The 26309-nt window shown below is 61.2% G+C and carries 28 protein-coding genes and 2 tRNA genes; 22 read left to right on the top strand and 8 right to left on the bottom strand.

Annotated features, from left to right (window positions below):
* Nucleotides 1-10: 10 nt before the first annotated feature.
* The 3 genes from EL217_RS09215 (at nucleotide 11) to EL217_RS09205 (ending at nucleotide 1385) form a co-directional block, all read left to right on the top strand.
* Nucleotides 11-457, top strand: coding sequence for a MauE/DoxX family redox-associated membrane protein (locus EL217_RS09215; RefSeq protein ID WP_126319724.1), 447 nt, complete (start codon nucleotides 11-13; stop codon nucleotides 455-457).
* 53 nt (nucleotides 458-510) lie between these two features.
* The gene (locus tag EL217_RS09210; protein ID WP_126319722.1) at nucleotides 511-1236 is read left to right on the top strand and encodes a DsbA family protein; all 726 of its coding nucleotides are present in this window, start codon (nucleotides 511-513) and stop codon (nucleotides 1234-1236) included.
* A gap of 76 nt (nucleotides 1237-1312) precedes the next feature.
* Nucleotides 1313-1385 (top strand) — tRNA-Ala (locus EL217_RS09205).
* A 48-nt stretch (nucleotides 1386-1433) separates the two neighbouring features.
* Here the strand turns inward: EL217_RS09205 and EL217_RS09200 are convergent.
* Entirely contained in the window at nucleotides 1434-2231 is a 798-nt protein-coding gene (locus EL217_RS09200) for a GDSL-type esterase/lipase family protein (RefSeq protein ID WP_232018258.1), read from the bottom strand.
* 114 nt (nucleotides 2232-2345) lie between these two features.
* Here EL217_RS09200 and EL217_RS09195 point away from each other — a divergent pair, with 114 nt between their 5' ends.
* On the top strand, nucleotides 2346-3083 hold the full coding sequence (locus EL217_RS09195; RefSeq protein WP_126319718.1) for a fructosamine kinase family protein: 738 nt from the start codon (nucleotides 2346-2348) through the stop codon (nucleotides 3081-3083).
* Here EL217_RS09195 and nadE read toward each other — a convergent pair.
* Complete coding sequence (gene nadE, locus EL217_RS09190) at nucleotides 3080-3901, bottom strand: ammonia-dependent NAD(+) synthetase (protein ID WP_126319717.1); 822 nt, start codon at nucleotides 3899-3901, stop codon at nucleotides 3080-3082. The two genes, EL217_RS09195 and nadE, sit on opposite strands and share 4 nt — an antisense overlap.
* A 27-nt stretch (nucleotides 3902-3928) precedes the next feature.
* On the opposite strand from nadE, the gene EL217_RS09185 reads away from it, so the two are divergent.
* The 5 genes from EL217_RS09185 to nrdE all read left to right on the top strand — a co-directional run bounded on the left by EL217_RS09185 (nucleotide 3929) and on the right by nrdE (nucleotide 8811).
* The gene (locus EL217_RS09185; RefSeq protein WP_126319715.1) at nucleotides 3929-5278 is read left to right on the top strand and encodes a sugar porter family MFS transporter; all 1350 of its coding nucleotides are present in this window, start codon (nucleotides 3929-3931) and stop codon (nucleotides 5276-5278) included.
* Nucleotides 5279-5405: 127 nt separating this feature from the next.
* Nucleotides 5406-5528, top strand: coding sequence for a type B 50S ribosomal protein L36 (gene ykgO, locus EL217_RS09180; protein ID WP_003847162.1), 123 nt, complete (start codon nucleotides 5406-5408; stop codon nucleotides 5526-5528).
* Between the two features lie 370 nt (nucleotides 5529-5898).
* Complete coding sequence (gene nrdH / locus EL217_RS09175; protein ID WP_005284554.1) at nucleotides 5899-6138, top strand: glutaredoxin-like protein NrdH; 240 nt, start codon at nucleotides 5899-5901, stop codon at nucleotides 6136-6138.
* A 24-nt stretch (nucleotides 6139-6162) separates the two neighbouring features.
* The gene (gene nrdI, locus EL217_RS09170; protein ID WP_005277734.1) at nucleotides 6163-6594 is read left to right on the top strand and encodes a class Ib ribonucleoside-diphosphate reductase assembly flavoprotein NrdI; all 432 of its coding nucleotides are present in this window, start codon (nucleotides 6163-6165) and stop codon (nucleotides 6592-6594) included.
* Between the two features lie 54 nt (nucleotides 6595-6648).
* Nucleotides 6649-8811 (top strand): class 1b ribonucleoside-diphosphate reductase subunit alpha, encoded by a 2163-nt coding sequence (gene nrdE / locus EL217_RS09165; RefSeq protein WP_126319713.1) that lies wholly within the window; start codon nucleotides 6649-6651, stop codon nucleotides 8809-8811.
* Here the strand turns inward: nrdE and EL217_RS09160 are convergent.
* Nucleotides 8808-9494 carry a FadR/GntR family transcriptional regulator gene (locus EL217_RS09160; protein ID WP_023016967.1) on the bottom strand — a complete coding sequence of 229 codons (687 nt, stop codon included), beginning with the start codon at nucleotides 9492-9494 and terminating at the stop codon, nucleotides 8808-8810. The two genes, nrdE and EL217_RS09160, sit on opposite strands and share 4 nt — an antisense overlap.
* A gap of 130 nt (nucleotides 9495-9624) precedes the next feature.
* Between EL217_RS09160 and nrdF the strand changes: the two genes are divergently transcribed.
* From nrdF to EL217_RS09140, 4 genes are all read left to right on the top strand, one after another.
* A complete protein-coding gene (gene nrdF / locus EL217_RS09155; protein WP_023016968.1) occupies nucleotides 9625-10614 on the top strand; it encodes a class 1b ribonucleoside-diphosphate reductase subunit beta in 990 nt (329 codons plus the stop codon).
* A gap of 322 nt (nucleotides 10615-10936) precedes the next feature.
* Nucleotides 10937-12631: a cytochrome c oxidase subunit I gene (ctaD, locus tag EL217_RS09150; protein ID WP_005277744.1), complete on the top strand. Its 1695-nt coding sequence runs from the start codon at nucleotides 10937-10939 to the stop codon at nucleotides 12629-12631.
* A gap of 81 nt (nucleotides 12632-12712) precedes the next feature.
* Nucleotides 12713-13819, top strand: coding sequence for a phosphoserine phosphatase SerB (gene serB, locus EL217_RS09145; RefSeq protein ID WP_126319711.1), 1107 nt, complete (start codon nucleotides 12713-12715; stop codon nucleotides 13817-13819).
* The gene (locus EL217_RS09140; protein ID WP_126319710.1) at nucleotides 13812-14534 is read left to right on the top strand and encodes a peptidyl-tRNA hydrolase; all 723 of its coding nucleotides are present in this window, start codon (nucleotides 13812-13814) and stop codon (nucleotides 14532-14534) included. Before serB ends, EL217_RS09140 begins: the two co-directional genes overlap by 8 nt.
* Here the strand turns inward: EL217_RS09140 and EL217_RS09135 are convergent.
* Both EL217_RS09135 and EL217_RS09130 read right to left on the bottom strand, forming a co-directional pair.
* Nucleotides 14500-16464 (bottom strand): ATP-dependent DNA helicase, encoded by a 1965-nt coding sequence (locus tag EL217_RS09135; protein WP_126319708.1) that lies wholly within the window; start codon nucleotides 16462-16464, stop codon nucleotides 14500-14502. The genes EL217_RS09140 and EL217_RS09135 overlap by 35 nt on opposite strands.
* A gap of 18 nt (nucleotides 16465-16482) precedes the next feature.
* On the bottom strand, nucleotides 16483-17811 hold the full coding sequence (locus tag EL217_RS09130; RefSeq protein WP_126319705.1) for a nicotinate phosphoribosyltransferase: 1329 nt from the start codon (nucleotides 17809-17811) through the stop codon (nucleotides 16483-16485).
* Between the two features lie 117 nt (nucleotides 17812-17928).
* Between EL217_RS09130 and clpS the strand changes: the two genes are divergently transcribed.
* Genes clpS through rdgB form a run of 8 tightly spaced genes read left to right on the top strand, consistent with a single transcriptional unit; the run spans nucleotide 17929 to nucleotide 23297 of the window.
* Nucleotides 17929-18255, top strand: coding sequence for an ATP-dependent Clp protease adapter ClpS (gene clpS / locus EL217_RS09125; protein ID WP_005277757.1), 327 nt, complete (start codon nucleotides 17929-17931; stop codon nucleotides 18253-18255).
* Between the two features lie 4 nt (nucleotides 18256-18259).
* The gene (locus EL217_RS09120; RefSeq protein WP_126319703.1) at nucleotides 18260-18796 is read left to right on the top strand and encodes a DUF2017 domain-containing protein; all 537 of its coding nucleotides are present in this window, start codon (nucleotides 18260-18262) and stop codon (nucleotides 18794-18796) included.
* Nucleotides 18796-19710, top strand: a complete 915-nt coding sequence (locus EL217_RS09115; RefSeq protein WP_126319701.1) for a P1 family peptidase — start codon at nucleotides 18796-18798, stop codon at nucleotides 19708-19710. The genes EL217_RS09120 and EL217_RS09115 overlap by 1 nt, the downstream gene beginning before the upstream one ends.
* 13 nt (nucleotides 19711-19723) lie before the next feature.
* Nucleotides 19724-20356, top strand: a complete 633-nt coding sequence (locus tag EL217_RS09110) for a rhomboid family intramembrane serine protease (protein ID WP_126319699.1) — start codon at nucleotides 19724-19726, stop codon at nucleotides 20354-20356.
* On the top strand, nucleotides 20356-21135 hold the full coding sequence (gene murI / locus EL217_RS09105) for a glutamate racemase (protein WP_005284527.1): 780 nt from the start codon (nucleotides 20356-20358) through the stop codon (nucleotides 21133-21135). Before EL217_RS09110 ends, murI begins: the two co-directional genes overlap by 1 nt.
* Nucleotides 21136-21195: 60 nt before the next feature.
* A complete protein-coding gene (locus EL217_RS09100) occupies nucleotides 21196-21957 on the top strand; it encodes an MBL fold metallo-hydrolase (protein WP_126319697.1) in 762 nt (253 codons plus the stop codon).
* Between the two features lie 15 nt (nucleotides 21958-21972).
* Nucleotides 21973-22701: a ribonuclease PH gene (gene rph / locus EL217_RS09095; protein WP_126319695.1), complete on the top strand. Its 729-nt coding sequence runs from the start codon at nucleotides 21973-21975 to the stop codon at nucleotides 22699-22701.
* Entirely contained in the window at nucleotides 22695-23297 is a 603-nt protein-coding gene (gene rdgB / locus EL217_RS09090; protein WP_126319693.1) for an RdgB/HAM1 family non-canonical purine NTP pyrophosphatase, read from the top strand. Before rph ends, rdgB begins: the two co-directional genes overlap by 7 nt.
* On the opposite strand, the gene EL217_RS09085 is transcribed toward rdgB, so the two are convergent.
* Together EL217_RS09085 and EL217_RS09080 are read right to left on the bottom strand one after the other, a co-directional pair.
* Nucleotides 23298-23648, bottom strand: coding sequence for a DUF3817 domain-containing protein (locus EL217_RS09085; protein WP_005277777.1), 351 nt, complete (start codon nucleotides 23646-23648; stop codon nucleotides 23298-23300).
* A 3-nt stretch (nucleotides 23649-23651) separates the two neighbouring features.
* Complete coding sequence (locus EL217_RS09080) at nucleotides 23652-24170, bottom strand: hypothetical protein (RefSeq protein ID WP_126319691.1); 519 nt, start codon at nucleotides 24168-24170, stop codon at nucleotides 23652-23654.
* A gap of 96 nt (nucleotides 24171-24266) precedes the next feature.
* On the opposite strand from EL217_RS09080, the gene EL217_RS09075 reads away from it, so the two are divergent.
* Nucleotides 24267-24348, top strand: a tRNA-Leu gene (locus tag EL217_RS09075).
* Between the two features lie 52 nt (nucleotides 24349-24400).
* Here EL217_RS09075 and EL217_RS09070 read toward each other — a convergent pair.
* The gene (locus tag EL217_RS09070) at nucleotides 24401-26308 is read right to left on the bottom strand and encodes a solute carrier family 23 protein (protein ID WP_126319689.1); all 1908 of its coding nucleotides are present in this window, start codon (nucleotides 26306-26308) and stop codon (nucleotides 24401-24403) included.
* Between the last annotated feature and the right edge of the window lies 1 nt (nucleotide 26309).

Here is a 26309-nt window from a genome sequence, read left to right as displayed (position 1 = left end):
ACTAATCGGCGTGAATAAGACGTTTGATGTGGTGAGCTTTATCGCCCGCTTTGGCATGGCCGCGGTGTGGATCATCGCTGGCGTAGAAAAGATGGCGCACCCGCTGGATACCATGCAATCCATCAAGGCCTATGAGATTTTCACGCCGGAATGGTCTGGGTATTTAGCCCAGCTCATTGGCCCGCTGGAGTTGGTCGGGGGAGGGCTGCTCTTGCTGGGGATTTTTCTCCGCGAATCCTCCAAGGTTGCGGCGGTGGTCATGGTGCTTTTCATGGTTGGCATCCTCCAGGCATGGCTGCGTGGGCTGGATATCGATTGCGGGTGCTTTGGCGCCGGTGACGCTACTGCGGAGCCCGGCATGAACTATGGGCTGACGCTGCTTCGCGATGCCGCCTTCCTCGCCCTTACCGCATGGACCATCAAACGTCCGTTCACGAAATTTGCGCTCCACCCGTAGCGGTGGGCACAGTAGGTTGCAAGAGTCCGAAAGTATCAACAGGCAAGGTTTAAATGAGCAAAGTAAGTGACCCGAATGCCAAGTCTGGCAATGGTTTCATCTGGGGCGTCGGCGTCCTCCTCGTCATTATCGCTGTGGTCATTGGCTACATCGTGTGGAATGGTAAGCAGGCCAATGAAATCGAGGTGCAAGACGTCAACATGTCCATGGACTATAAGGACAACGCGATTACCCTGAAGTCCGATGCGGCCGATGACGATACTCCAGAGGTAGACCTGTACGAAGACTTCTCCTGCCCCCACTGCGCGGATCTGGCGGAAAACACCGATGAGGACATGAAGCAGGCGATTGAGGACGGCAAGCTGATTGTCCACGTGCGCACGCTGAACTTCCTAGACGGCGAGGATGTCGAAAACGAGGACGGTTACTCCACCAAGGCCGTCGCAGCCATGTCGGAGCTGGCTAAGTCTGGCGACGTAAAGACCTACTGGAATTTGCGCGACTACATGATGAAGAACCAGCAGAGCATCGCCACTAAGTGGGATATCGAGGACATCGCTGACCAAGCCAAGGAACTCGGTGCCGAGGATGACGTGGTTGATTCCATCAAGAACGTGGATATCAAGCAGGGCAATAAGGTGGCCAAGGCCAACTACGACAAGCTGAACAAGGCAACCGGCTCGGTTTCCTCGCCGCGCATCGTCCAAGACGGCAAGGATATTCCGGACCGCGAATCCGGCCAGTCCTTGAATGACTGGGTAGACATCGCCACCAAGTAGCAGGCGATTTGGTGAGTTAAATACTTGCCATGTATATTCATACGAGTTGCGGCCCACAGGGTTGCACCTCGTATATGGGGCTATGGCGCAGCTGGTAGCGCACCACACTGGCAGTGTGGGGGTCACGGGTTCGAATCCCGTTAGCTCCACAAATTAAGAGTCTCGAGAGGCTAGATAGCTTCTCGAGACTCTTTTTCTTACTTCAGCGAGTGGCCGATGAGCTCGCCCAGCGCGTGGGTGCCGTTGGCGTTGAGGTGCAGCGGCAGGTTACCTGGCGCCGGTGGCAGCGGGTCTACTAGGTTGACCCACCAGCGGTCAGGAGAGCAGTTATCGTGGCCCGTGGATATCGGGTGGGCATCCAAGAAGGAAGCGCCGTTCTGCGCAGCTACCTCGCGCAGGGTGTTTTGCAGGCGCTCTTCGGTAGAAGCCACCCGGCTAGCCGGAATCGGAATGGTGGCAGAGGTCAGGCACGCGGAGTTGTTATTGGATACCCGCGGGTAGCCCACGATGGTTACCTTCGCATTCGGCGCAAAGTGGTGGGCGACATCGATGGCGCTGCGCATGCCGGTGCGCAGGAAGTGCTCGGAAGCTGCGATATTGTCCTTGTGCGGGTAGGTGTCATTTGCGCCGGCATGGATGACCACATTGCGGGTCTCGGGATTCAGATCGCCGTTGCGGGCGGCCGTGCGCAGGGTGTCATCGATGTGCTGGCCGCCGGTGCCGAAGGATGCGCCGGCGCACTGGTATTGATCCACATGCGCACCGGACACCCGCGTCATTTCGTTGGCGATGGAGTTATCGGTAATGCAACCGACTTTGGTGTTTTCTTTTACACCGGCGCGGTTTTGTACGTAGTCAAGGAAATTAGGGTTGGCGACGACGCTATCGCCAGTCAGGACCGTATTGCCAGGCACGGCCGCGGTAGCGACGGTGCTGCCTCCCACGAGTGCGGCAGTGCAAGCGGCAATCGCGGCAAGTTTACTGAAGTTTTTCATGGTGTACCTCAAGGCTTTCGCAGGGACGAAAGCCACACTGATAGGGGATGATTAAGGCCACGATGATCCTAAAGGTTTTCGGGGACAAGCAAAAATGGAGCAGCGAAAATCGTTATGCTGGCGGTCATGCAGACTTTCTCGAAGCGAGTACGCGATGAAGATCAAGCAGGCGCCGAAGCCGCCGGATTGCGGTGGCTGGCGGAAGCCACGGATGCGGTAGTCACCGTCGTGCGCGCGGACGGGAAGGAAATCGTAACCAAGCGCATTGACGAGGTAGCGCCTACCCCAGAGGCCGCGCGAAAATTTGGTGCGGAGCTCGCGCGCGTGCACCGCGCTGGGGCGCAGGCTTTTGGCAGCGCGCCGGAGGGATGGGAAGGCAAAAACTTCATCGGCACCATTGAACAGGAGTGCATGCCCACCGATAACTGGGGTGAATTTTATACCCAGCAGCGCGTGCTGCCCTTTGCGGAGCCGGCCGGAATCAGTACCGCGCAGCGGGACCTGGTCAAGCGGGCCTGCGATGCCATTGCCGCCCGTAGCTGGGACGTGGCGCCCGCGCGCATCCACGGTGACCTGTGGGCGGGCAACCTGCTTTTCGATGCCCAGGGTGGCATCATGATCGATCCCGCAGCCCACGGCGGGCACCCGCACACTGATTTGGGCATGCTGGCGCTATTCGGCGCGCCCTATATAGAAGAAATCTTCCGCGGCTATGGGGCGCCGAAAGATATTGAAACCTGGATTCCCATGCACCAACTGCACCCGCTGGCCGTGCACGCGCTGACCCACGGCTCGGCGTATAACCGGCCGCTGGAGCGCGCGGCGCTGGCCACTCTAGAGGCGCTGGCCTAGGCGGCTGGCCCCTGGGGCATTTGGCGCTTGTGAATGCCGCGTCGCCACAGGGTTTCGATGCGCTCGCGGGCGGCATCGGGAACCGCCTTGCCCTCTAAGTAGTCATCGATGTGGGCGTAGGTGACGCCGAGCGCCTCTTCATCGGGAAGCTGCGGCTTATCGTCTTCCAAATCCGCGGTAGGGACCTTGGACCAGGTGGACTCCGGCGCGCCCAGGTGCTTGAGCAAAGCCGCGCCTTGGCGCTTATTCAGCCCGGCCAGGGGGAGTAGGTCTGCCGCGCCATCGCCCCACTTGGTGTAGAACGCGGTGACGTTTTCGGCGGCGTGGTCCGTGCCCACAACGAGCGCGCCCACCTCGCCGGCGATGGCGTATTGCGCGGTCATGCGCAGGCGCGCCTTGGCATTGCCGCGGTTGAAATCGTTCAAGGAATCTTGGCCTACCGCACGGGCGACCTCGTGGCTTAGCGCCGCGGTGGCCGGTTGAATATCAACGGTGAGCCGGTGATCGGGCTGGATGAAATCGAGGGCGATTTGGGCATCATCCTCATCCGCCTGCGTGCCGTGGGGCAGGCGCACGGCCCAAAATTCGGCGCCTTCTACCCGCTCTACTGCTAGCTGGGTGAGTTTTCCCGCCAAGGTGGAATCCTGGCCGCCGGAAATGCCTAGCACGTAGCCTTTGGCATGGGTCATTTCCAAGTATTCCACGAGGAAATCCACGCGGCGGGCAATTTCCTCTTCTGGATCGATAAAGGGGCGTACATCCAGCTGTTTTATGATGGATTGTTGCAAGTTTTCGGCATCGGGTGACATGACGTTCATCGTAGTCTCCTGACACAATTGCGTGCTGTGAATAAAGAAAGTTATGTCAAGGTAGTTGCAGGAATTGCCGCCCTTGGCGGTTTATTATTTGGATACGACACCGGCGTGATGTCCGGTGCTTTGCTGTATATCACCCCGGAATTTAATATGACCGCCCACCAAGAGGGCTGGGTGACCTCCATGCTGCTGGTGGGTGCCGCGGTGGGCGCGTTGACCGCAGGCCGCATCGCGGACCGTTTTGGCCGCCGCTTTACGCTGATTGCCGGCGGCATCATTTTCGTTTTGGGCTCCATCTGGTGCGCGCTGGCTGGATCGGTGACCATGCTGGCCACGGCCCGTACCTTCTTGGGCTTTGCCGTTGGTGCGGTATCCATTGTCTCGCCCATGTATATCTCGGAGATGGTGCCAGCCAAGATCCGCGGGCGCATGGTTTCCCTGAATACCCTGCTGATCGTGGTGGGTCAGCTGTTGGCCTACCTTGTAAATTCTGCCCTCGCGCCCACGGAAAGCTGGGAATGGATGCTGGGGCTTGCGGCCGTACCGGGCGCGGCCCTCGCAGTGGGCATGATCTTCTTGCCAGAAACACCAGTCTGGTTGGCTACGCATAACAAAATGGGGCGGGCCCGCGAGGTCGCAGGCCGCGCCGGGATGGATCTGGCAGAGCTTACCTCCCAAGAAACGGCGCGCCGTTCCAGCGGCTCCGAGTGGAAGGCACTGAAGGCCAATCGCTGGATGCAGGTGACGGTATTGCTCGCCATGCTGATGGGCCTGACCCAGCAGATTACCGGCGTTAATGCCATCGTCTACTTCGCGCCCACCATGATGAGCCAGGTGGGGATTTCTACCACCAACTCGGTCTATACCTCGATTGTCATTGGTGTGGTCTCCGTCATCGCCTGCTGGGTGGGCCTCAAGGTGGTCGACCGCATCGGTCGCAAACGCCTGCTGCTCATCGGCCTGACCGGCAACGTGATTTCGCTCTTCATCTTGTCCGTGGCGTACTCGCACGCCGCCGATTCCACCACGATGGCGATGGTCTCGCTGGTCTTTATGGCCTCGTTCATTGCCTTCCAGCAAGCAGCGGTCTCGCCGACGACCTGGTTGCTTATCTCTGAGCTCGTACCCCTGCAGGTGCGTGGCCTCGGCATGGGCATCGCTGGGCTCTCGCTGTGGGCCACCAACTGGGCCGTGGCCCAGTACTTCCTGCCGCTGGTGGAGTGGCTCACCGGCCCGGTGGCCTTTGGCGTCTTCGGCGTGCTGGGGCTCATCGCCATCGGCTACACCCGCATTTTGGTACCAGAGACCATGGGACGTAGCCTGGATGAGGTAGGCGAGGAGATGAAAACCCGCTACTCGCGGGAATCCGCACCCCGTTAAGCCCTAGTGTTTTGGTCTTAATGGCCGCGTGGGGTAAAATTATTCCTCGTGTCATGGCTGGGGATTCCCAGTCCGTGCTTTATTTACTCAACCGCATGTAGATTGCGCATAACGAAAGGAGCGCCCGATGAAGGTCCGTAAGTCCCTTCGGTCGCTGAAGAAGAAGCCGGGCGCCCAGGTTATTCGCCGCCACGGTAAGGTCTTCGTGATCAACAAGAAGGATCCCCGTTTCAAGGCTCGTCAGGGCTAATTGAAACTTAAGGAAGTCCGCCTCCTCCGAGCATTCGGAGTGGGGCGGATTTTTTCGTTGCTGGGGTTCGACGCCAGAATGTGAACTTTGCCACATGTTTAGGTGAACAGAAGGTAAACCTGCAGGAATGGCAGGCGTGTAGTTCCACGGTTGGGTGCCGGGGTGGTCAACATGTGGGGTCTCGCCCCTGGCCCTCCTGGGAATATCATGGGTGTAACTACTATATGTTGTGTCAGTTGCGGTCAATTCCCCCAAAGTATAGTGTCGTTGGTGTCGCTCAGAGCGGTGCAGGAAGTGGCCCGAAAAGGGGTCAGAACCTCCGCTTTCTACGAGCAAAAGCTATCTCGCAAAAGGATTTTAGGGAGTTATTATGTCTATCACCGTCTACACCAAGCCCGCTTGCGTTCAGTGCAACGCCACCAAGAAGGCCCTTGATCGCGCGGGTCTGGATTACAACGTGGTAGATGTCACCGTGGACGATGAAGCCCGTGACTACATTATGGCTCTGGGCTACGTCCAGGCACCCGTCGTGGAAGCTAACGGCGAGCACTGGTCCGGCTTCCGCCCTGACCGCATCAAGAACCTTGCAGCACTAGCCGCCTCTGCGTAAGCAGCCGAGGAGGGAGGTGCCGTCATGTTGGTCGTGTATTTTTCCTCTACTACGGAAAATACGCACCGGTTCGTGCAGAAGCTAGGTTTCCCTAGCGCACGAATCCCCTTGCGCCGCACCGATGAGCCGCTAGTGGTTAACGAGCCTTTCGTCTTGGTGTGCCCCACCTACGGCGGGGGAGCCTCCATTAGCCACCAAAACTCCCGGCCCGTACCGGTGCAGGTAATTAGATTCCTTAATAATGAGCACAACCGCAGTTTTATTCGGGCGGTTATCGCCGGAGGAAATAGCAACTTCGGCGCCGATTTTGGCAAGGCTGGTGACGTCATCAGCGCCAAATGTAAGGTGCCCTATGTATATCGTTTCGAATTGCTCGGCAACGATGAAGATATAAAAATTTGTCGCGAAGGCCTGCTGGCTAATGCTTCCCAGCTGGGACTGGATGAGGCCGCCTAGCCGCGGTGCGACACACCTAATAGAATCCTGATTTTAAGAAAGGCCGCGTCAGCTGTGAGTACGCAATTGGGAAAGACCGTAGCAGAGCCAGTATCGCAGGAAGAGCAGCTGGATTACCACGCGCTCAACGCCATGCTGAATCTCTACGACGGAGACGGCAAGATTCAATTTGATAAGGACCGCGAGGCCGCCAATCAGTTCTTCTTGCAGCACGTTAATCAGAACACGGTCTACTTCCACGACCTGGAGGAAAAGATCGATTACCTGGTGCGCAATAAGTACTATGACCCAGCGGTCATTGAGGCTTATGACTTCGAATTCATCAAGTCCCTATTCAAGCGCGCCTACTCTTATAAGTTCCGCTTCAAGTCCTTCCTTGGCGCCTATAAGTACTACACCAGCTACACGCTGAAGACCTTCGACGGCCGCCGGTACTTGGAGCGCTTTGAGGACCGCGTCTCTATGACGGCGCTTTTCCTTGGTGATGGCGATGGTGAGCTGGCAGAGCGCCTCGTCGATGAGATCATGACCGGCCGCTTCCAGCCGGCTACGCCGACCTTCCTGAATGCCGGCAAGCAGCAGCGCGGAGAATTGGTTTCCTGCTTCCTGCTCCGCATCGAAGACAATATGGAATCCATCGGCCGTTCCATCAACTCCGCGCTGCAGCTGTCCAAGCGCGGCGGCGGCGTGGCCCTGCTGCTGTCCAATATCCGCGAATCCGGCGCGCCGATCAAGCACATCGAGAACCAGTCTTCCGGCGTCATCCCAGTGATGAAGATGCTGGAGGATGCATTCTCCTACGCCAACCAGCTCGGTGCGCGCCAGGGCGCGGGCGCGGTGTACCTCAACGCCCACCACCCGGACATCATGAACTTCCTCGACACCAAGCGCGAGAACGCGGATGAAAAGATCCGCATTAAGACCCTGTCCTTGGGCGTAGTGATCCCGGATATCACCTTCGAGCTGGCCAAGAAGAACGACGATATGTACCTGTTCTCGCCGTACGACGTCGAGCGCGTCTACGGTAAGGCCTTCGGCGATATCTCCGTTACCGAGCACTACGAAGAAATGGTCGAGGACCCGCGCATCCGGAAGAAGAAGATCAACGCGCGCCACTTCTTCCAAACCGTGGCGGAGTTGCAGTTCGAGTCCGGCTACCCGTACATCATGTATGAAGATACGGTAAACCGCGCCAACCCGGTCAAGACCTCCCGGATTAATATGTCCAACCTGTGCTCGGAGATCTTGCAGGTCAACTCCGCTTCCGAGCTCAATGCGGATCTTTCTTATGACCAGGTGGGCAACGATATTTCCTGCAACCTGGGTTCGCTGAATATCGCCATGACCATGGACTCGCCGGACTTCTCCCAAACGGTGGAGACCGCGATTCGCGGGCTGACCTCGGTGGCGGATAAGACCTCCATCGATTCCGTTCCATCCGTGCGCAAGGGCAACGATGACTCGCACGCCATCGGCCTGGGCCAGATGAACCTGCACGGCTACTTGGGCCGCGAGCACATCGAGTACGGCTCCGAGGAGGGCTTGGACTTCACCAACGCCTACTTCGCGGCCATCATGTACGCCGCCCTGCGCGCCTCCAATAAGATCGCCCGCGAGCGCGACACGACCTTCACCGAGTTCCCCGAATCTGACTACGCCAGCGGCGAGTTCTTCGACTCCTACGATCCGGCGGAGTTCCAGCCGCGCACGGAAAAGGTCAAGGCTCTTTTCGATGCCTCCTCCATTTACACCCCCACCGCAGAAGACTGGGCGGAGCTGAAGGAGGACGTCGCCAAGTACGGCCTCTACAACCGCAACCTCCAGGCAGTGCCGCCGACGGGCTCGATTTCCTATATCAACAATTCCACCTCGTCCATCCACCCGATTGCCTCCAAGATTGAAATCCGCAAGGAAGGCAAGATCGGCCGCGTGTACTACCCGGCAGCGCATATGGATAACGACAACTTGGAATACTTCAAGGACTCGTACGAGATTGGCTACGAGAAGATCGTTGATACCTACGCTGAGGCCACGAAGTACGTGGACCAAGGGCTATCGCTGACGCTGTTCTTCAAGGACACCGCCACCACCCGCGATGTGAATAAGGCGCAGATTTACGCTTGGCGCAAGGGTATTAAGACCTTGTACTACATCCGCGTGCGCCAGATGGCACTGGAAGGCACCGAGATCGAGGGCTGCGTTTCCTGCATGCTCTAAGCGCGGGCGCGGTCCAGGATAGCGCGGGAGGTGCGCTCGGCGGCTTCGGCCTCGCCGGCGTCAATCTCCCGCGCTAAATCCATATGTAGCTGCGTCGTGCCGCGAATCGGATCCCGCTTGCGGGAACCAAAGACGGACTTACCCTTCAAGATGGCCAGCAAGGCTGGCGCCAGCGCGGCAATCATCTCGTTGCCGGAGGCCTCCAGGATGAGGGTATGGAATTGCAGGTCGGTTTCGAGTTCTTCGCCCACCCGTGGGGAAGGGGTGGTCTCGAGCTCGCTGAGCCTTCCTGCTAGCCGCAGCAATTCGCGGCGCTGCTGTGGGCTGGCATTGCGCGCGGCAAGCTGCGCCGCCACCGGTTCGATGCCAAGGCGCAGCTCGTTGAGGCGCGCGACCTGTTCCACGCGCGTTCTATCGTGGCCCAGCCGCCACGAAATAACGGCGGGATCATAGACCGCCCAGCTACCGCGCGGCAGCACCTTGAGGCCCACCCGGCGCCCAGAGGAAACCATCCCTAGATGCTCGAGGGTGCGCATGGCCTCGCGCGCCACGGTGCGGGAGATGCCAAAGCGCTTTTCGATGTCCCCAAGGCGAAACCGCGTGCCTTCCGCCATGTCCCCGCTGACTATATCCGTGCCCAGTTGGTCTACTACAGGGCCTAAAAGGGGAGTGGTTTCTGCCATGGTGAGGGCGTCCTTTCCTGGCTGTGCACTGCGCTTTTAATATAGGCGCGGTGCGGCGGGCTGAGGCGGGGCGGCATTGGGTATGCTGGGACTCGAAATTCTACACAGTGAAGCATTGGAGTGACATCGCGTGTCGCACGAATACGATGACTACGTTGCTAGTCATGACAGCCCGGTAAAAGCTATCAACTGGAATACCATCCCCGATGACAAAGACCTCGAGGTATGGGAGCGGTTGACCGGTAATTTCTGGCTCCCGGAAAAGGTCCCAGTCTCTAATGACCTCCCCAGCTGGAAGACGCTGACGGAAAAAGAAAAAGAAACCACCATGCGGGTCTTCACCGGCCTGACGCTGCTGGATACCATCCAGGGCACGGTGGGCGCGATCTCCCTGCTGCCGGATTCGCAGACCCTGCACGAGGAAGCGGTATATACCAATATTGCCTTCATGGAGTCGGTGCACGCCAAGTCCTATTCCAATATCTTTATGACCTTGGCCTCCACGCCGATGATCAATGACGCCTTCCGCTGGTCCGAGGAGAACGAGAACCTGCAGAAGAAGGCGAAGATCATCTTGTCCTACTACAACGGCGATGATCCGTTGAAGAAGAAGGTGGCCTCCACGCTGCTGGAGTCCTTCTTGTTCTACTCCGGCTTCTATCTGCCGATGTACTTCTCTTCCCGCGCGAAGCTGACCAATACCGCCGATATCATCCGGCTGATCATCCGCGATGAGGCCGTGCACGGCTACTACATTGGCTATAAATTCCAGCAGGAATACAAGAAGCTGGATGAAAAGCGCCAGGAAGAATTGAAGGACTACACCTTCGACCTGGCCTTCGAGCTCTATGACAACGAGATCGACTACACCGAGGATCTCTACGACGAGCTGGGCTGGACCGAAGACGTCAAGCGCTTCCTGCGCTACAACGCCAATAAGGCCCTGAATAACTTGGGCTTTGAGGGCCTCTTCCCGGCCGATGAGACCCGCGTCTCGCCGGCCATCTTGTCTTCTCTTTCGCCCAATGCCGATGAGAACCATGACTTCTTCTCCGGTTCGGGTTCGTCCTATGTCATCGGCAAGGCCGAGGACACCACGGATGACGACTGGGACTTCTAACCTTTCCCGCGCACCCTCGCTTTAACCTCAACCGAAAGGTTGATAACGAGCGGGGGTGCGTTTTTCGGTTTTTGACCTGCGTATCTGGCGCACGCTGTGACATGCGACACCACAACCTGGGTGAGAGAACGTAGGCCTTAAATGATGCCCGCCCCACGTGCAGGGGCTATGTGACGGTTGTGGTTATTGAGGGAATACCCCCAAGCTGGCAGACCTTTAAGGGAAGCTGGCAAGAACAGGGGAAAATGTCCTAATATAATCGAGGTAAACCTAGGTGTAGGTGGACCCAGTCCGCTGACACTTTGTTATTCAGGAGGATTCTATGACCGCTGTGGCGCCACGGGTCGACGATTACGTCGCTCCCACACGTCCAGAGCCAACCGGTAGGGAAAAGACCGGTTCAAAGGCTTGGGTATTTTTAACCACCACCGACCACAAGCAGCTGGGCATCATGTACTTGATCATGGCCTTCAGCTTCTTCTTCCTCGGTGGCTTTATGGCATTGCTGATCCGTGCGGAGCTTTTCACCCCGGGTCTGCAGTTCCTGTCCAATGAGCAGTTCAACCAGCTGTTCACCATGCACGGCACTGTGATGCTGCTGCTGTTTGCTACGCCAGTTGTCTGGGGCTTTGGTAACTACATCCTGCCTCTCCAGATCGGCGCGCCGGACGTGGCCTTCCCGCGTCTGAACGCCTTTGGTTTCTGGGTTACCCTGCTCGGCGGTGTCGTCATGCTGCTGGGCTTTATCACCCCTGGTGGTGCGGCTGACTTCGGCTGGACCATGTACATGCCGCTTGCCGATGGCGTCCATACCCCCGGTATCGGCGCCGATATGTGGATCGTCGGTGTGGGTGCTACCGGTGTCGGTACCATTGCCTCCGCCATCAACATGATCACCACCATCCTGACCCTGCGCGCACCGGGCATGACCATGTTCCGCATGCCGGTCTTCTGCTGGGGTATCTTCACCGCCTCCGCCATCGTGCTGATGATCTTCCCGCTGCTGACCGCAGCCGCTCTGGGCGTGCTGTATGACCGCAAGCTAGGCGGCCACATCTACGATTCCGCTAACGGCGGTGCCATCCTGTGGCAGCACCTATTCTGGTTCTTCGGCCACCCTGAGGTCTACGTCCTCGCGCTGCCGTTCTTCGGCGTTGTCTCCGAGATCGTCCCGGTCTTCTCCCGCAAGCCGGTCTTCGGCTACATCGGCTTGGTCTTCGCCATCCTGGCCATCGGCTCGCTGTCCATGGCCGTGTGGGCACACCACCTGTTCGTCACCGGCGCCATCCTGCTGCCGTTCTTCTCGTTCATGACGTTCCTGATTGCGGTGCCTACCGGTGTGAAGTTCTTCAACTGGGTTGGCACCATGTGGAAGGGCCACATCACCTGGGATACCCCGATGATTTGGGCCATGGGCTTCATGGCTACCTTCCTCTTCGGCGGTATGACCGGTGTTATGCTCGCCGCTCCGGCGCTGGACTTCCACTTGGCTGAGTCCTACTTCCTGATTGCGCACTTCCACTACACCCTGTTCGGTACGGTTGTGTTCTCCGCATTCGGTGGCCTGTACTTCTGGTTCCCGAAGATGACCGGCCGCATGCTGGACGAGCGCTTGGGCAAGATTCACTTCTGGCTGACCTTCATCGGCTTCCACGGTACCTTCCTGATTCAGCACTGGGTCGGCAACATGGGTATGCCGCGTCGCTACGCCGACTACCTCGAGTCCGATGGCTTCACGGTCTTCAACCAGATTTCCACCATCTTCTCCTTCGTCCTCGGCGCTTCCGTTATCCCGCTGGTCTGGAACGTCTTCAAGTCCTGGCGCTACGGAGAGGTCGTTACCGTGGATGACCCATGGGGCTACGGCAACTCCTTGGAGTGGGCAACCTCCTGCCCGCCTCCGGGCCACAACTTCACCTCCTTGCCACGCATCCGCTCCGAGCGTCCGGCATTCGAGCTGCACTACCCGCACATGGTTGAGCGCATGCGCGAGGAAGCTCACGTGGGCAAGCACTAAGCCCGCACTTTAACTCCTGACTACAGCCGCCTTCCCCAGCCTCTCAGAGGTAGGGAGGGCGGCTTTGGCGTCTGTGGGATAATGGCCGGTGTGAATACTCAAGCTGAAACCACGACCATTACTAGCTTCGGACCGGACGAGCCTGGGGCGGCCGCCGCTTTCTTTACCGCGTTGGCTGATTTCTCTGCCCCGCTTGCCGATGTCCACCTCGCCACCCCCTCCAATCACCTCGCCCTCACCGCGCAGTGCGGTAACGCTGCCCTAGAAGAACGAGCGCGGGAGGCCATGGCGCCCTTCGGGCACGAGGTGTCCGTTGCGCCAAGCTATGCCGTCGCACTCATCGGCGCGGAGATTACCGCCGAGGATATTAGCGCGGTGCAGGAGACCGTGAAAGGGGAGACGTTTCGCATGCGCCGGATAGCATTGGATTCCCTTTCCGCGGTGGAGCTTACGATGACATTAGAAGACGCAGACTCGGCGCGGCGGGCGCTGCGGGAGGTTGCCGAGGACCGCGGCATTGATATCTCCCTCGAGAGCTTGGGCAATCGGGGCAAGCGCTTGGTGTGCTTCGACTGCGATTCGACGCTGATTGAAGGCGAGGTTATCGAGATGCTCGCCGCCCACGCGGGCAAGGAAGCAGAGGTGGCCGCGGTGACCGAGCGCGCCATGCGTGGCGAATTGGACTTCGAGGAGTCCCTGCGCGAGCGCGTCGCGGTGCTGGAGGGCCTAGATGCCTCCATCATCGAAGAGGTCGCCCGCGATATCGAGCTCACGCCCGGTGCGAAGGAAGCGATAGGTACCCTCCACCGTTTGGGCCACCGCACCGCGGTGGTCTCGGGTGGCTTCATTCAGGTACTCGAGGGCTTGGCCACAGACCTCCAGCTCGACTACGTGCGGGCCAATACTCTGGAAATCCGCGATGAGAAGCTGACCGGCAAAGTTATTGGGAAGGTGGTCGACCGCCAGGCCAAGGAAGACTTTCTGCGCGAATTCGCCGCGGATTCCGGAATCGGGATGGAGTCCACAGTCGCGGTGGGCGATGGCGCCAATGACATCGCCATGGTCACCGCTGCCGGGTTGGGTGTTGCCTTTGATGCGAAGCCGGCGCTGCGCGAGGCCGCCGATGCCTGCATCACACCGCGCCGCCTCGACGCCGTCCTGCCGATGTTGGGAATTGCCAATGTCTAAGTTCGAGATAGCGCACCAACGCCTCGTTGCCGCCTGTACCACCCGGGATTCTCACGAGGACCCCGCGGATCCGTCCACCGTGCAAGCGATGCAGATCGCGCTCCACCTGCCCAAGCAGGATCCGCCGGAGCGCAGCGAGGTGCTCGCCGCGGCCGCTCGCGCCGTGGTGGCCACCTGTCTGGATGACCGCGCCGGTGAGGACGGTGCCTTCGCCGCGGCGCTCGCGCAGTGGTACGGCCACCGCATCCGTAAGATCGCCCGCCGCGCGCGCAATAAGGCGTGGCGTGATGTGCAGCTGCTGCCCGGTGTGACCGTTGACGACCGCGCGCGTGCCTTTGCACCCTCGGCCGTGGGGGAGGTGGACCCGTTGATCCGCAAGCTGCAGATCGGTCATACGGATCTCGCGATGGACGAGCCAGGGCCTCCGCTTGCCGATGCCCCCATTATCTACGTCGACCGCAGCCTCGCTATGACCGCGGGCAAGGCCGCCGCCCAAGTGGGCCATGGCTCGATGATGCTCGCCGCCGCCATGAGCCAAGAGGAAGCCGCCGCCTGGGCAGCAGAGGGTTTCCCGCTCTCTGTTCGCGAGGTGGACGCGGAAGTATTTCGCACCGCCTGCGCGCAGGAGGACGCGGTGGTCATCATCGACGCCGGGTTTACCGAGATCGCCCCGGACTCGGCTACCGTGTGTGCGCTGCGGCGACCAATCGCTTAAGCGCCCCGCGCACCGTCTCCGGGTTCGTGGTTTGCCAGAACCGCGGCATGGACGCCTTGAGGAATGAGCCGTAGCGCTTGTATTCTAGCCGGTTATCCAGCACAGCGACGACCCCGCGGTCCGTCACGTGGCGCAAGAGCCGCCCGGATCCCTGCGCCATGAGGAGTGCCGCGTGATTGGCGGAGACCTCCATGAACCCGGAGCGGCCGGCGGCATCGGCTGCCTGGGATCGGGCCTGCAGCAGCGGGTTATCGGGCCGCGGAAAGGGGATGCGGTCAATGAGGACCAGCGAACACGATGGCCCCGGCACATCCACGCCTTGCCAAAGCGTCAAGGTGCCAAACAAGCAGGAGTTTTCCTTCGTGGAGAACTTGTCCACCAGCGTGCCGATGGCATCTTCGCCCTGCACATACAAATCAAACGGCAATCGCGGCGCCAAGGCCTCCGCGGCTTCTTCTGCCGCCCTACGCGAGGAGAATAACCCCAGCGTGCGCCCGCCGGCGGCCATGATGAGCTCGTATATTTCCTCCAAGGTTTCGGCGGACAGGCCGTCGCGCCCCGGTGACGGAAGGTGTTTGGCGGTATATAAGATGCCGGATTTTGCCGGGTCAAAGGGCGTTCCTGCATCGATCGTGTCATACGTGCCCGACGGCAGGCCCCATTGTGCCGCCATGGCGTCGAATCGCCCGCCCAGCGCCAGCGTGGCCGAGGTAAGAACCACCGTTTGCTCCCCAAATAGGTTCTCGCGCAGCATATGCGCGATAGACAGCGGCGCGACGGCGAGGGTATCGGTGCCTTCCAACCACACCACATCGTCTTGCGCAGCGGGATCATCGGTGGCGAAGACCTCCAGGATTCGCCCGATCGCCTCGGCCAAGTCCGTGAGGTGATTGCTTAAGTTTTGGCGCTCGGCGTTCTTTTCTGGGTCATCGTTGGCCTCGCCTTCTGGGGCGCGGGAGATGAGGGATTTAACGCGCAGGAACTCGTCGGCAAGCGCGCGCAAATGTGCCTGCGACGTCTCATCTAAATCCGTCCACCGGCCGGGCTCCTGCACGCGCAGCAGATCATCGAATTCATCCGCCAACTCCGCCAGGTTTCCGGCATTGCCCAATGACTTAGCCCGGTTCGCCGCCATCTTAATGGCGCGGGAGGTAATCTCCGCGGTGGACACGGAGGTAATGCGTCCATCGAGCTCGTGGGCCTCGTCGATGATCGCCACATCGTGTTCGGGCAGGATATTGGCCTCAGAGATGGCATCGATCGCGAGCATGGCGTGGTTGGTGACGATGATATCGACATCGGCAGCCGCCCTGCGGGCCTCTTCGGCGAAGCAATCCGCACCGTGCGGGCAGCGCCCAGCCCCCAAGCACTCATTCGAGGTCACCGATACCGCCCGCCACACCAAATCCGGCACGCCGAAGTCTAAATCATCCCGGTCACCGGTTTCGGTCTCCTGCGCCCAGTCGTGGATGCGGCGCACGGCCTTGCCGCGGTAGGAGATATCGGACTCATCGATAAGAGCCTCCGGGTCATCCGGTGTGGCCGCGATCTTATTCAGGCATACGTAATTATTGCGGCCCTTCATGATGGCGAAGGTGGGGGTGCGCTCCATGACATCGGCTAGCGCCTCCGTCAGCCGCGGGAGGTCGCGCTCCACCAACTGGCGCTGCAGGGCCAGCGTGGCCGTGGAGACGACGACGGTGGAACCCGAGTTCATCGCATGCCGGATGGCCGGAACCAGGTAGGCCAAGGATTTACCCGTACCCGTGCCCGCCTGAACGGCGAGGTGTCGCTCGGATTCCAAGGCCTTGGATACCGCGTTGGCCATGCGAACCTGGCCTTCGCGGCGGGAGCCGCCGAGCGCATCCACCGCCGCGCCTAGCAGCGTTTCCGTGTCGTGGTTTAGGGGCTCATCTGCGGGGTCACTCACCCCACACAGTCTAGCGACCTAGTCCTTAAAGCCCACCATTCGCGTGGGCACGGCGGCATCGTCGCGCGAAAGCGCCAGGCCCTCCCACGGCAGGGTCTTGCGGGCCTCGTCCAAGTAGGTGCGAGAGGCCTCAAGATCGGGCAGGTCCTCTACGATGTGCCCATCGCGCATCAAGGGAATGGTCAATTCGCGGGTGGTGAGCTGGCCCGTATCCGGCGCCTCCGCGGCAAAGGGGTAGACGACCTCTTCTACCGCCACGCCGGAAGACCGGTAGGTGCGCAGCGCGCGCTTTGCCCCGCCCACCGATTGCTTGGACGACGAGCGCTTGGCCACCGGCACGCCGTCAACCTCGACGACCTTGTAGACCATGCCCGCGGTTGGGGCACCAGAGCCGGTGACCACGGAGGTACCCACGCCGTAGACATCGACGGGATCGCCGCGCAGACCCGCAATGGCGAACTCGTCCAAATCGGAGGAAACAACGATATTGGTATTGTGATTGCCCAGCTCATCGAGCTGCTTGCGCACGCGCCGGGTCACCGCACCTAAGTCACCGGAATCGATGCGCACCCCGCCAAGCTCCGGGCCACCGACCTTGACGGCGGTGTCGACGCCCTTGGTGATGTCATAGGTATCCACCAGCAGGGTGGTATCGATGCCCAGGGTATCGATTTGCGCGCGGAAGGCCGCCTCCTCATTGCTCGTGCCATCCGGGTTCGTGTGCGCCAAGGTCCAGGCGTGGGCGGCGGTGCCAGATACCGGGATGCCGTAGCGGAAGCCGGCCTCCAGATTGGAGGTGGCGGTAAACCCGGCGAGGTAGGCAGCGCGGGCGGCGGTTACGGCCGCGTACTCGTGGGTGCGGCGGCTGCCCATCTCCAAAATGGGGCGGCCATCGGCGGCGGTGACCATGCGGGATGCGGCAGAGGCGACGGCGGAATCGGCGTTGAGGATAGAAAGCACGATGGTTTCGAGCACCACGCACTCGCCAAAGGTGCCGCGCACGGTCAAGATGGGTGAGTTGGGAAAATACAGCTCGCCCTCGCGGTAGCCGTCGATCTGCCCGGAAAAGCGCCAGTCGCGCAGGTACTGTCGGGTATCTTCATCCAGGAAATCCATCTGTTCCAGCTGCTCGGGGGAGAAGCGGAAGTCCTCTACCGCGCGCAACACGCGGTCGGTGCCGGCGACGACGCCGTAGCGACGCTCATTGGGCAGGCGGCGGGAAAAGACCTCGCAGGTCACGTTGCGGTGGGCGGTGCCATCGCGAAGCGCAGCCTGCAGCATGGTGAGCTCGTATTTATCCGTGAGTAAAGCGGTGGAGCGATCGATAGAGCGTGCTATGTCATTCATGAGCCTGATACTACTCACAGGTTAAGAAGCTTTCAGCACACCCGGGCCACCACCCTGGTGAGCTGCGGGGAGACCCAATGCCCAAAATGCCAGCGAAAAATGATTAGGCTATAAGGCATGAAGCCGCAACACCCCGAAGTCCGTATGAGCTCTCCCATGGCCACGCCCGACTTGGATGAAGGAATCGAAGTTGATGTGGCCGCGAGCGAGAATCTGCCGTGGATGTGCATCGTCTGGGACGATCCCGTCAATTTGATGAGCTACGTGTCCTACGTATTCCAAACCGTTTTGGGCTACGACAAAAAGCGGGCCAACGAGCTGATGATGCAGGTCCACACGGAAGGCAAGGCCGCCGTGTCCAGCGGCGAAAAGGACAAGGTTGAGGCGGACGTGAAAAAGCTCCAGATCGCGGGTCTGTGGGCGACGATGCAACAGGCAGGGTAGATAGATGCAACCGTGGAAAAAGAAGAAATCGCTGATGCGTGGGCCCAAAATCACGGCGGTATTCGAGCCCATGGAGCGCGAGGTCATTGGCAACCTCACCGCCACCGTCTCTGAGGCGATCATCGGCCGCGCCCAGTCCGCGCCGAAGGACGAGCTCGCGGAAATGTTGGACATGCCCGCCGGCCACACCGAGGCCCCCGAGGATCCCTCCCTGGCGCGGCTGTTCCCGGATTTCCAAAAGCCCGGCGATGAGGAATACGACGGCGATGCATCCCTTTTGCGCTCGCTGCACGAAAATGACATCGCACGGGCGAAGCTGCAGAACCTGCAGGTCATCGGCAATGCGCTCGGCCCCACCGGCGGGGTAGAAGTCTCCATTTCGGAGCAGGAAGCCCAAGCCTTCGTGGCCGGCCTCAATGATCTGCGCTTATACGTCGCGGCCGGGGACGCGACCGACGAAAACCTCATGACGGACCGCGATACCTTGGTGGAATGGCTGGCCTATTGCCAGGATTCCCTGCTGGAAGTGTTGATGGATTAATGATTGACGGCATTAGCATTGGCCATTTTTCCGGCGAGGACACTGGCGCCACCGTGCTCTACTGCGGCCCGAAGGGCGCGTTAGCCAGCGTGGATGTGCGTGGCGGCGGGCCCGGCACGCGCGAGACCGACCTCTTGCAGCCGCATAATACGGTGGAGCGCGTCCACGCCATCGTGCTCGCGGGCGGGTCCGCCTTCGGCTTGGCCGCCGCGGATGGCGTCATGCGCGAATTGGAAGCGCACGGGGTGGGTTTCCCCGTCTTTGGCGAGGACAAGCCCGGCCCGCGCGTGCCCATCGTGCCGGCGGCGGTGATTTTCGATCTGCTGGCGGGCCCCTCCCGCCCGGGACCGGAGGATGGCGCGGCGGCGCTGCGAGCGGCGATGGCCGGACACGACGAGACGGTCGGCACGGTCGGCACGGGCGTCGGCGCCACGGCGGGCAAGCTGCGCGGCGGCTTCGGCCTGGCCACCCGCAAGGTCGGAAACTACGAGGTCAGCGCCGCGATGGTGGCCAATCCCGTGGGCGAGGTCATCGACCCGCACACAGGTCGCCTTTACGGCGCGCCGGGCCGCACGCCGGTCAACGCGGACGCCTACCGCGACCTGCCGCACCCCGCGGCGAAGCTGAATACGACGATTGGCGCCGTGCTTACCGATGCCCCCGTCACCACCGCCCAAGCCCAACGCCTCGCCATGACGGCCCACGACGGGATTGCGCGTGCCGTTCGCCCCGCGCATTCGCCGCTGGACGGAGATACCATTTTCGCCTTGTCGACGGCGCAGGAACCCGCCGAGGTGGATATGGTCCAGCTGTGCGCCGCGGCGGCCGACGTGGTGGAGGAGGCCATCGTCACCGCGGTCACCGCCGCACGCCCTGGCCTGGGGCTTCGCGCGTATCGCGACTTGCTCGGCTAAGATATTGCCCATTATGACTATGGGTGGAACTTCACGTAATCAGCCGGCGCCGACCAGCACGAACAACCGCGGCCGTGGCCGCATCAGCACCGGCCTATCTTTGGCCCTGGGGTTCCTTGCGGTGGAGTGGTCGGTCCACTTGATTAACGCCGTCGTCTTCGGCGGCGGGCTGTCCAATTACGGCATCCGCCCGCTCGATGTAGACGGCCTGTGGGGCATCATCACGGCGCCGCTCTTGCACGGCAGCCTGGAGCACTTGATGTCCAACTCGCTGCCGGGTGCCCTGTTTTGCTTCCTCATCGGCTTGTCCGGGCGCCGGGTGTGGTGGGAGGTCACCTTGATCACCACCGTGGTGGCGGGCCTTGGCACGTGGTTTTTGGGCGGAGCCGGAACCTCGCATATCGGCGCGTCCGGGCTGGTCTATGGCTGGCTGGCCTACCTCGTGGTGCGCGGCGTCTTCAATCGCTCCCTGCTGCAGATCATTTTGGGCATTATCCTGGGCTTTTCCTATTCCGGGCTGATTTGGGGCGTATTGCCCGTCGCCGAGGGCATTAGCTGGCAAGGCCACCTCTTCGGCGCCCTGGGCGGTGTAGCGGCCGGCATGTTCATCACTTCCGATAACCCCGCAAAGGCAGGGAGGAAATAATGCCCAACGCGTCGTCTCCCATCGGCATCTTTGACTCGGGCGTCGGCGGGCTGACCGTGGCCCGCGCGGTGATGGAGCAGCTGCCGCAAGAATCCGTTATCTATAAGGGTGATACCGCCCACGGCCCCTACGGGCCGCGGCCCATCTCGCAGGTGCGGGCCTTTTCCCAGGATATTGCCGATGAGCTGGTGGAGCGCGGCTGCAAGATGCTGGTCATCGCCTGCAATACCGCCACCGCGGCCTTCCTGCACGATGCCCGCGAGCGCTATGATATCCCCATCCTGGAGGTCATCCGCCCGGCCGTGCGCCGCGCCATGTCCACCACGCGCAATGGCAAGATCGGCGTCATCGGCACTGAGGGCACCATCAAATCCGGCGCGTACCAGGACCTGTTCGCGGTCAACCCCAATGTTGAGGCGGTAGCCGCGGCCTGCCCGGACTTCGTTCCCTTTGTCGAGCGCGGGATTACCGCGGGCCGCCAGATCCTCGGCGTCGCCGAGGGCTACCTTGCGCCCCTGCAGGCCCAGGGCGTGGACACCTTGGTCCTGGGATGCACGCACTACCCGCTGCTTACCGGCATCATCCAGCTCGCCATGGGCGAAAACGTGTCCCTGGTGACCTCCTCAGAGGAAACCACCAAGGACGTCATGCGCCTGCTCACGGAAACGGACATGCTCGCCCCCGAGGGCAACCAGCCGGTCCATTCCTTCGAATCCACCGGTGATCCAGAGGTCTTCGCCCAGCTGGCCACGCGCTTTTTGGGCCCGCAGATCGGCTAATCCTCCCCCTTTTGCGCGCGGTACCAGCATTTGGGCCGGATTCATGGAACTATTGGTTCCATGAAGCTGACCATCCTAGGCTGCTCCGGTAGCGTACCCACCGCAGACAATCCTGCCTCCGGCTATGTCGTGTCCTTCGACAATGCACCGTCCATCATCCTGGATATGGGCTCGGGCACGCTGGGCCAGCTAGCTCAACTGCAGGATCCGTGCGATGCTCACGTGGCCTTTAGCCACCTGCACGCGGATCACTGCGCGGATTTTCCCTCCCTCATGGTGTGGCGCCGCTTCCATCCCACCGCCCCGGCGGCCTCGCGTAACTTCTGCTTCGGCCCCTCCGCCACGCCGACGCACCTAGGCCGCCTGTCCTCTGACGAGGTAAATGGGATCGACGATATGTCCGATACCTTGGCGTTTAGCCCGTGGGTGGCGGGGGAGCGCCAGCTTGTCGATGACGTCTTTATCACCCCCTTCCCCGTCAATCACCCGGTTGAGGCCTATGCGCTGCGCATCGAGCACGCCAAGACCGGCAAGACCATTACCTATTCCGGCGACACGTCCTATACGCCCGCGCTTGTCGATGCCGCCCGGGGCGCCGATCTCTTCCTCTGCGAGGCCACCTGGGGTGCTTCCTCCGAGGGCATGGCACCCGGCATGCACATGTCGGGCGCGGAAGCGGGGCGCGCGGCGCGGGAAGCGGGCGTTCGCACGCTGGTGTTAATCCACATCCAGCCCTGGGGCGATGCTGAGGCCACCGTGGCGGCGGCGCGGGAGGAATTCGACGGCGAGATCGTGCTGGGTACTGCGGGCATGCAGTTCTAAGTTACGCTGGAGGGCATGACTGAATTTACTCGTGCCGATGGGCGCGCGCTCGACCAAATGCGCAGCGTCCGCATTACCCGCAATTTCACCACCAACCCGGCTGGATCCGTCTTGGTGGAATTTGGCAATACCCGCGTGATGTGCACCGCCTCCGTCGAACTTGGGGTGCCGCGTTTTAAGCGCGATTCCGGCGAGGGCTGGCTGACCGCCGAGTACGCCATGCTGCCGTCCGCCACCCACGACCGCATGCCGCGCGAGTCCATGCGCGGCAAGGTCAAGGGCCGCACCCACGAGATTTCCCGCCTGGTCGGCCGCTCCCTGCGCGCCGCTGTGGACTTGGAGGAGCTGGGCGAAAACACCATCCAGCTCGACTGCGACGTGCTGCAGGCCGATGGCGGCACCCGCACCGCCTCCATCACCGGCGCCTATGTCGCGCTTGCCGATGCCATCACCCACCTCAAGGCCGAGGGCGTTGTCCCCGGCGAGCCACTGCTCGATCCCATCGCCGCGGTCTCCGTGGGCATCATCGACGGCGAAATCTGCTTGGATTTGCCCTATGAGGAAGATTCCCGCGCCGAGGTGGACCTTAACGTGGTGATGCAAGAATCCGGCGACTTCGTAGAAATCCAGGGCACCGGCGAGCACGGGCTCTTCGGCCGCGAGCAGCTCAACGGCATGCTGGATGTGGCCCAGAAGGGCTGCAGCGAGCTCATCGCGGCGCAGAAAGCGGCGCTGGGATGGTAATCCTTGTCGCCTCCGGCAATCCGAAGAAGCTGGCCGAGCTCGATCGCATCTTGTCCGAGGCGGGCATCGAGGGCGTGGAGCTGCGCCTGCTTTCCGAGGTCGAACCCTACCCAGAGCCCGTCGAAAATGGCCGCACCTTTGCCGATAACGCGCTCATTAAGGCCCGCGCTGGGGCCGCCGCCACGGGCCTGGTGACCATCGCGGATGATTCCGGGCTGGCCATCGAGGAGCTCAACGGCATGCCCGGGGTGCTCTCTGCCCGCTGGTCCGGCGAACATGGCAACGACCAGGCCAATAATGACCTAGTCTTGGCGCAGATGGCGGATGTGCCGGATGACCGGCGCGCCGCCGCCTTCGTCTCCGTGTGTGCCCTCGTGACCCCCGAGGGCACAGAGCGCGTGGCCGAGGGGCGTTGGGAAGGCCTCCTATTGCGCGAGCCGCGCGGCGCCAATGGTTTTGGATACGACCCGCTCTTCCAGCCAGAGGGCGAGTCGCGTTCTGCGGCGGAAATGTCGCCCGCAGAAAAGAACGCGGTCTCGCACCGCGGCCGCGCCCTTTCCCAGCTGGTCCCGCTTATCGCGGAGCTGGCCAGCTAATTAAGCGTTGAGCTGGAATTGCTCCTCGATTTCCTTGCGGCGCTTGTGCTCCATCCAGAAGGACAGGAAGGGCACCACGCCGGCGAGCGCGGTGGTAATCAGCTTGCCGGCGGGCCACAGCGCACGCGGGCCCAGAATCAGGATGGACAGCAGATAGGTCATGTACGCGATGCCGTGCACGATGGCGATATAGGTCGCCCATTCCGGGATTTCTGCGCCCATGACGTACTGGAAGAACATGCGGATGACCAGGATGATCAGGAAAATACCGGTTACCGTGGCCGCGATGGAAAAGAACTTCAGCGGGCCGCGGATGCGCGCCTTGCGGTCTGGGTGTACCTGGTTTGTCATGATTTATTTTCTCCTTTTATCTGTCGGACCTTCGTCGCGCCCCTCTGCGGGGGAGCCGCGGCGGCGCCGAGGCTGATTCAACGCATTAAACTCTTCCACATTCAGCTGCGGGCGCTGCGGCAAGAAATCCTCATCGATGGCGGTTTTCTCCGCCGACCCGCGGCCCATCGAGCTACCGGCCTCCGAACCAGCTGCCGAATCTCCGCCTATCGAACCAGATTCTGAGCCGACATTTTCAGAGGCGTTTTTTGAGGCCTGCAGCGAATCCATCTCGCGGGCTTCGTTTTCCGCGGCGAGGCGCTCATTTTCATAGCGCAGGGTGGTGCGATAAGCATAGACCACGAATACCGCAAAAAGCGGCCACTGAAAGGCATAGCCCAAGTTTTGGAAGGTGCCTGAGCCGGAGCGGAAGCGCGTCCACTGCCAATAGGCGAGGAAGAGGAAAAGCACCACGAAAAATATGACGAGGGCGATGTGCCACCACCGCACCTTCACGCGCCGTTTCTTCTGATCCTCGTGCATACTCACCTCACCCAGCCTACCTATCTGCCGCCGCAATACGGAATGTCCCTAGTTTCTTGTTTATCAGCCCGCCGTGTACACTATTCAACGTTGCTCGCGCCCGTGGCGGAATTGGCAGACGCGCTAGATTTAGGTTCTAGTGTCTTATGACGTGTGAGTTCAAGTCTCACCGGGCGCACAAGAAAAGCACCGCAGTACTTGCTTGAAGAACTGCGGTGCTTTTGCGGATCCTAATCTACCTCGGTGAACTTGCGGTCCCAGGAGGAGCGGACGGGGTTGGCATCGGCAAGCAGGATATCGAAGCGGTCATTGGCGATCTCGACGATTTCGCTGAGAGCAATGCGATATTCCTGCGCATCGGAATTGGCCAGGCGCCGCACGCCGGCATCGATGACGCGCTCCACCGTGTCATTGGTATCGAGGTACGCGACAAAGGGCATGCCAAAGCGCTCGCGGTAGGCGGCAGATAGCTCGGTAATGCGCTCGGTTTGCACGTCGTCAAGCTCGCTGAGTCCCAGCGAGCCGCGGTCGGCGGAAATATTCGCCGCCTCATCGGCAGAGGCCAAAAGCAGCTCGTCCATCGCGGGGTAGTCGTGGATGAGCGCATCGCGGCGTTCAGCATCCGCGGTCAGCACGGCAACCTGGATGGCGGCGCGCAGCTCGTTGACATCGCTAAACGGCCGGGACTGCCAGGCCAGATCCAGCGGCCAGGTCTCATTATTAAAGAGCGGGCGCAGCGCGGCGGTAAACTCCTCGCGCGAGGCCTCGTTCAGCTCGTTGAGGCTCACGCCCTTGCCATCGGCGCGCGAGACCTGTGCGCTCGCGCTGCCGGTGTGGAAGAACAACAAGTTGAGCAGGATGGCGGTAATCGCGCCGATGGACATGCCAGAAGAAACGAAGGTCTGCGCCCACTCAGGGAAGGCAGTGGCAACCTCCGGCTTGAAGGTCACCAGCATGGCCAGGCCCAGCGCGGAGGTGACGATGACGGAGTTGCGGCCATCGCTGAGATCCGACTTTGCAATGGTCTGCAGGCCCACCCACGCCACGTTGGCAAAAAGCGCGAGCGATGCGCCGCCGAGCACCGGCGACGGAATCGCGGCAACCACCGCGCCGGCCTTCGGCAACAGGCCCAGCACGATCATGAACCCCGCGGCGGCCACGGCCACCCAGCGAGATTTCACATTGGTCAGGCGCACCAAGCCGACGTTCTGCGCGAAGCAGGTATAAGGGAAGGAATTCATCACGCCGCCTACCAGGGTGGAGACACCATCGGCGCGGATGGCGCGCACCACGTCATCGCGGCGGATGCGCTTTTTGACGATTTCACCGGTGGCAAACACATCGCCGGTCGTTTCCACCATCGTGATGATCATGACGATAATCAGCGAGAAGATCGCCACGAGGTCAAATTGCGGCATGCCGAAATAAAACGGCGTCGTAATGCCGAGGGCGGGGGAGGAGGAGACTTCGCTAAAGGAGGCATCGCCAAGCGCGAGCGCCACGCCCGTGCCCAGGACCAAGCCGATGAGCACCGCCAACGTGCCCACGAAGCCGGAGGAAAAACGCTGCACCATAATGATGACCGCCAGCGTGCCAAAGCCATAGAGCAAATCGCGCGTGGCCGGCACGCCCTCGGCATAATTGACAAAGTCATTGGCCGATACCGCCAGCAGCGAGGTGCCCATCACCAGCAGCACCGAACCGGTAACCACCGGCGGGAAGAAGCGCAGCACCTTGCCAAAGACTGGCGCGGCGAAGAAGGTAAAAAGGCCCGCGACGATGATGGCGCCGTAAATCGTGGGCAGCGATGCCACCCCGCCCTCGCCGTCGGTGGCTCCCAGGCCAATCGCGATGATGGGCGATACCGCCGTCGTGGTCACGCCCTGCACGATGGGCAGGCGCACGCCAATATGCTTGCCGATGCCCACCGACTGAATGATCGTCGCAATGCCGCAGGTTAAAAGGTCGGCATTGATGAGGTGGATGGTAGTTTCCGCGTCCAGGTTCAACGAGCTGGCGATGAGCAGCGGGACGATGACCGCCCCGGCATAAAACGCGAGGACGTGCTGCAGCCCAAGGGCGGCGAGTTTCGGCGCGGGGGGAACGATGTCTACGGGGTGCTTGGGCTGGGACGCCACG

It is taken from the genome of Corynebacterium segmentosum (assembly GCF_900637825.1).
GTDB lineage: Bacteria > Actinomycetota > Actinomycetes > Mycobacteriales > Mycobacteriaceae > Corynebacterium > Corynebacterium accolens.
The sequence above is the reverse complement of the archived record's forward strand: the minus strand, read 5'-3'. Positions and strand labels throughout refer to the sequence as shown.

Bases quoted from the DNA above. Each gene is read 5' to 3' on its own strand.
- EL217_RS09210 (WP_126319722.1), top strand. From the start codon at position 511: ATGAGCAAAGTAAGTGACCCGAATGCCAAGTCTGGCAATGGTTTCATC.
- EL217_RS09200 (WP_232018258.1), bottom strand. From the start codon at position 2,231: ATGAAAAACTTCAGTAAACTTGCCGCGATTGCCGCTTGCACTGCCGCA.
- EL217_RS09195 (WP_126319718.1), top strand. From the start codon at position 2,346: ATGCTGGCGGTCATGCAGACTTTCTCGAAGCGAGTACGCGATGAAGAT.
- nadE (WP_126319717.1), bottom strand. From the start codon at position 3,901: ATGAACGTCATGTCACCCGATGCCGAAAACTTGCAACAATCCATCATA.
- ykgO (WP_003847162.1), top strand. From the start codon at position 5,406: ATGAAGGTCCGTAAGTCCCTTCGGTCGCTGAAGAAGAAGCCGGGCGCC.
- nrdH (WP_005284554.1), top strand. From the start codon at position 5,899: ATGTCTATCACCGTCTACACCAAGCCCGCTTGCGTTCAGTGCAACGCC.
- nrdI (WP_005277734.1), top strand. From the start codon at position 6,163: ATGTTGGTCGTGTATTTTTCCTCTACTACGGAAAATACGCACCGGTTC.
- EL217_RS09160 (WP_023016967.1), bottom strand. From the start codon at position 9,494: ATGGCAGAAACCACTCCCCTTTTAGGCCCTGTAGTAGACCAACTGGGC.
- ctaD (WP_005277744.1), top strand. From the start codon at position 10,937: ATGACCGCTGTGGCGCCACGGGTCGACGATTACGTCGCTCCCACACGT.
- serB (WP_126319711.1), top strand. From the start codon at position 12,713: ATGGCCGGTGTGAATACTCAAGCTGAAACCACGACCATTACTAGCTTC.
- EL217_RS09140 (WP_126319710.1), top strand. From the start codon at position 13,812: ATGTCTAAGTTCGAGATAGCGCACCAACGCCTCGTTGCCGCCTGTACC.
- EL217_RS09130 (WP_126319705.1), bottom strand. From the start codon at position 17,811: ATGAATGACATAGCACGCTCTATCGATCGCTCCACCGCTTTACTCACG.
- clpS (WP_005277757.1), top strand. From the start codon at position 17,929: ATGAAGCCGCAACACCCCGAAGTCCGTATGAGCTCTCCCATGGCCACG.
- EL217_RS09120 (WP_126319703.1), top strand. From the start codon at position 18,260: ATGCAACCGTGGAAAAAGAAGAAATCGCTGATGCGTGGGCCCAAAATC.
- EL217_RS09115 (WP_126319701.1), top strand. From the start codon at position 18,796: ATGATTGACGGCATTAGCATTGGCCATTTTTCCGGCGAGGACACTGGC.
- EL217_RS09110 (WP_126319699.1), top strand. From the start codon at position 19,724: ATGACTATGGGTGGAACTTCACGTAATCAGCCGGCGCCGACCAGCACG.
- murI (WP_005284527.1), top strand. From the start codon at position 20,356: ATGCCCAACGCGTCGTCTCCCATCGGCATCTTTGACTCGGGCGTCGGC.
- EL217_RS09100 (WP_126319697.1), top strand. From the start codon at position 21,196: ATGAAGCTGACCATCCTAGGCTGCTCCGGTAGCGTACCCACCGCAGAC.
- rph (WP_126319695.1), top strand. From the start codon at position 21,973: ATGACTGAATTTACTCGTGCCGATGGGCGCGCGCTCGACCAAATGCGC.
- rdgB (WP_126319693.1), top strand. From the start codon at position 22,695: ATGGTAATCCTTGTCGCCTCCGGCAATCCGAAGAAGCTGGCCGAGCTC.
- EL217_RS09085 (WP_005277777.1), bottom strand. From the start codon at position 23,648: ATGACAAACCAGGTACACCCAGACCGCAAGGCGCGCATCCGCGGCCCG.
- EL217_RS09080 (WP_126319691.1), bottom strand. From the start codon at position 24,170: ATGCACGAGGATCAGAAGAAACGGCGCGTGAAGGTGCGGTGGTGGCAC.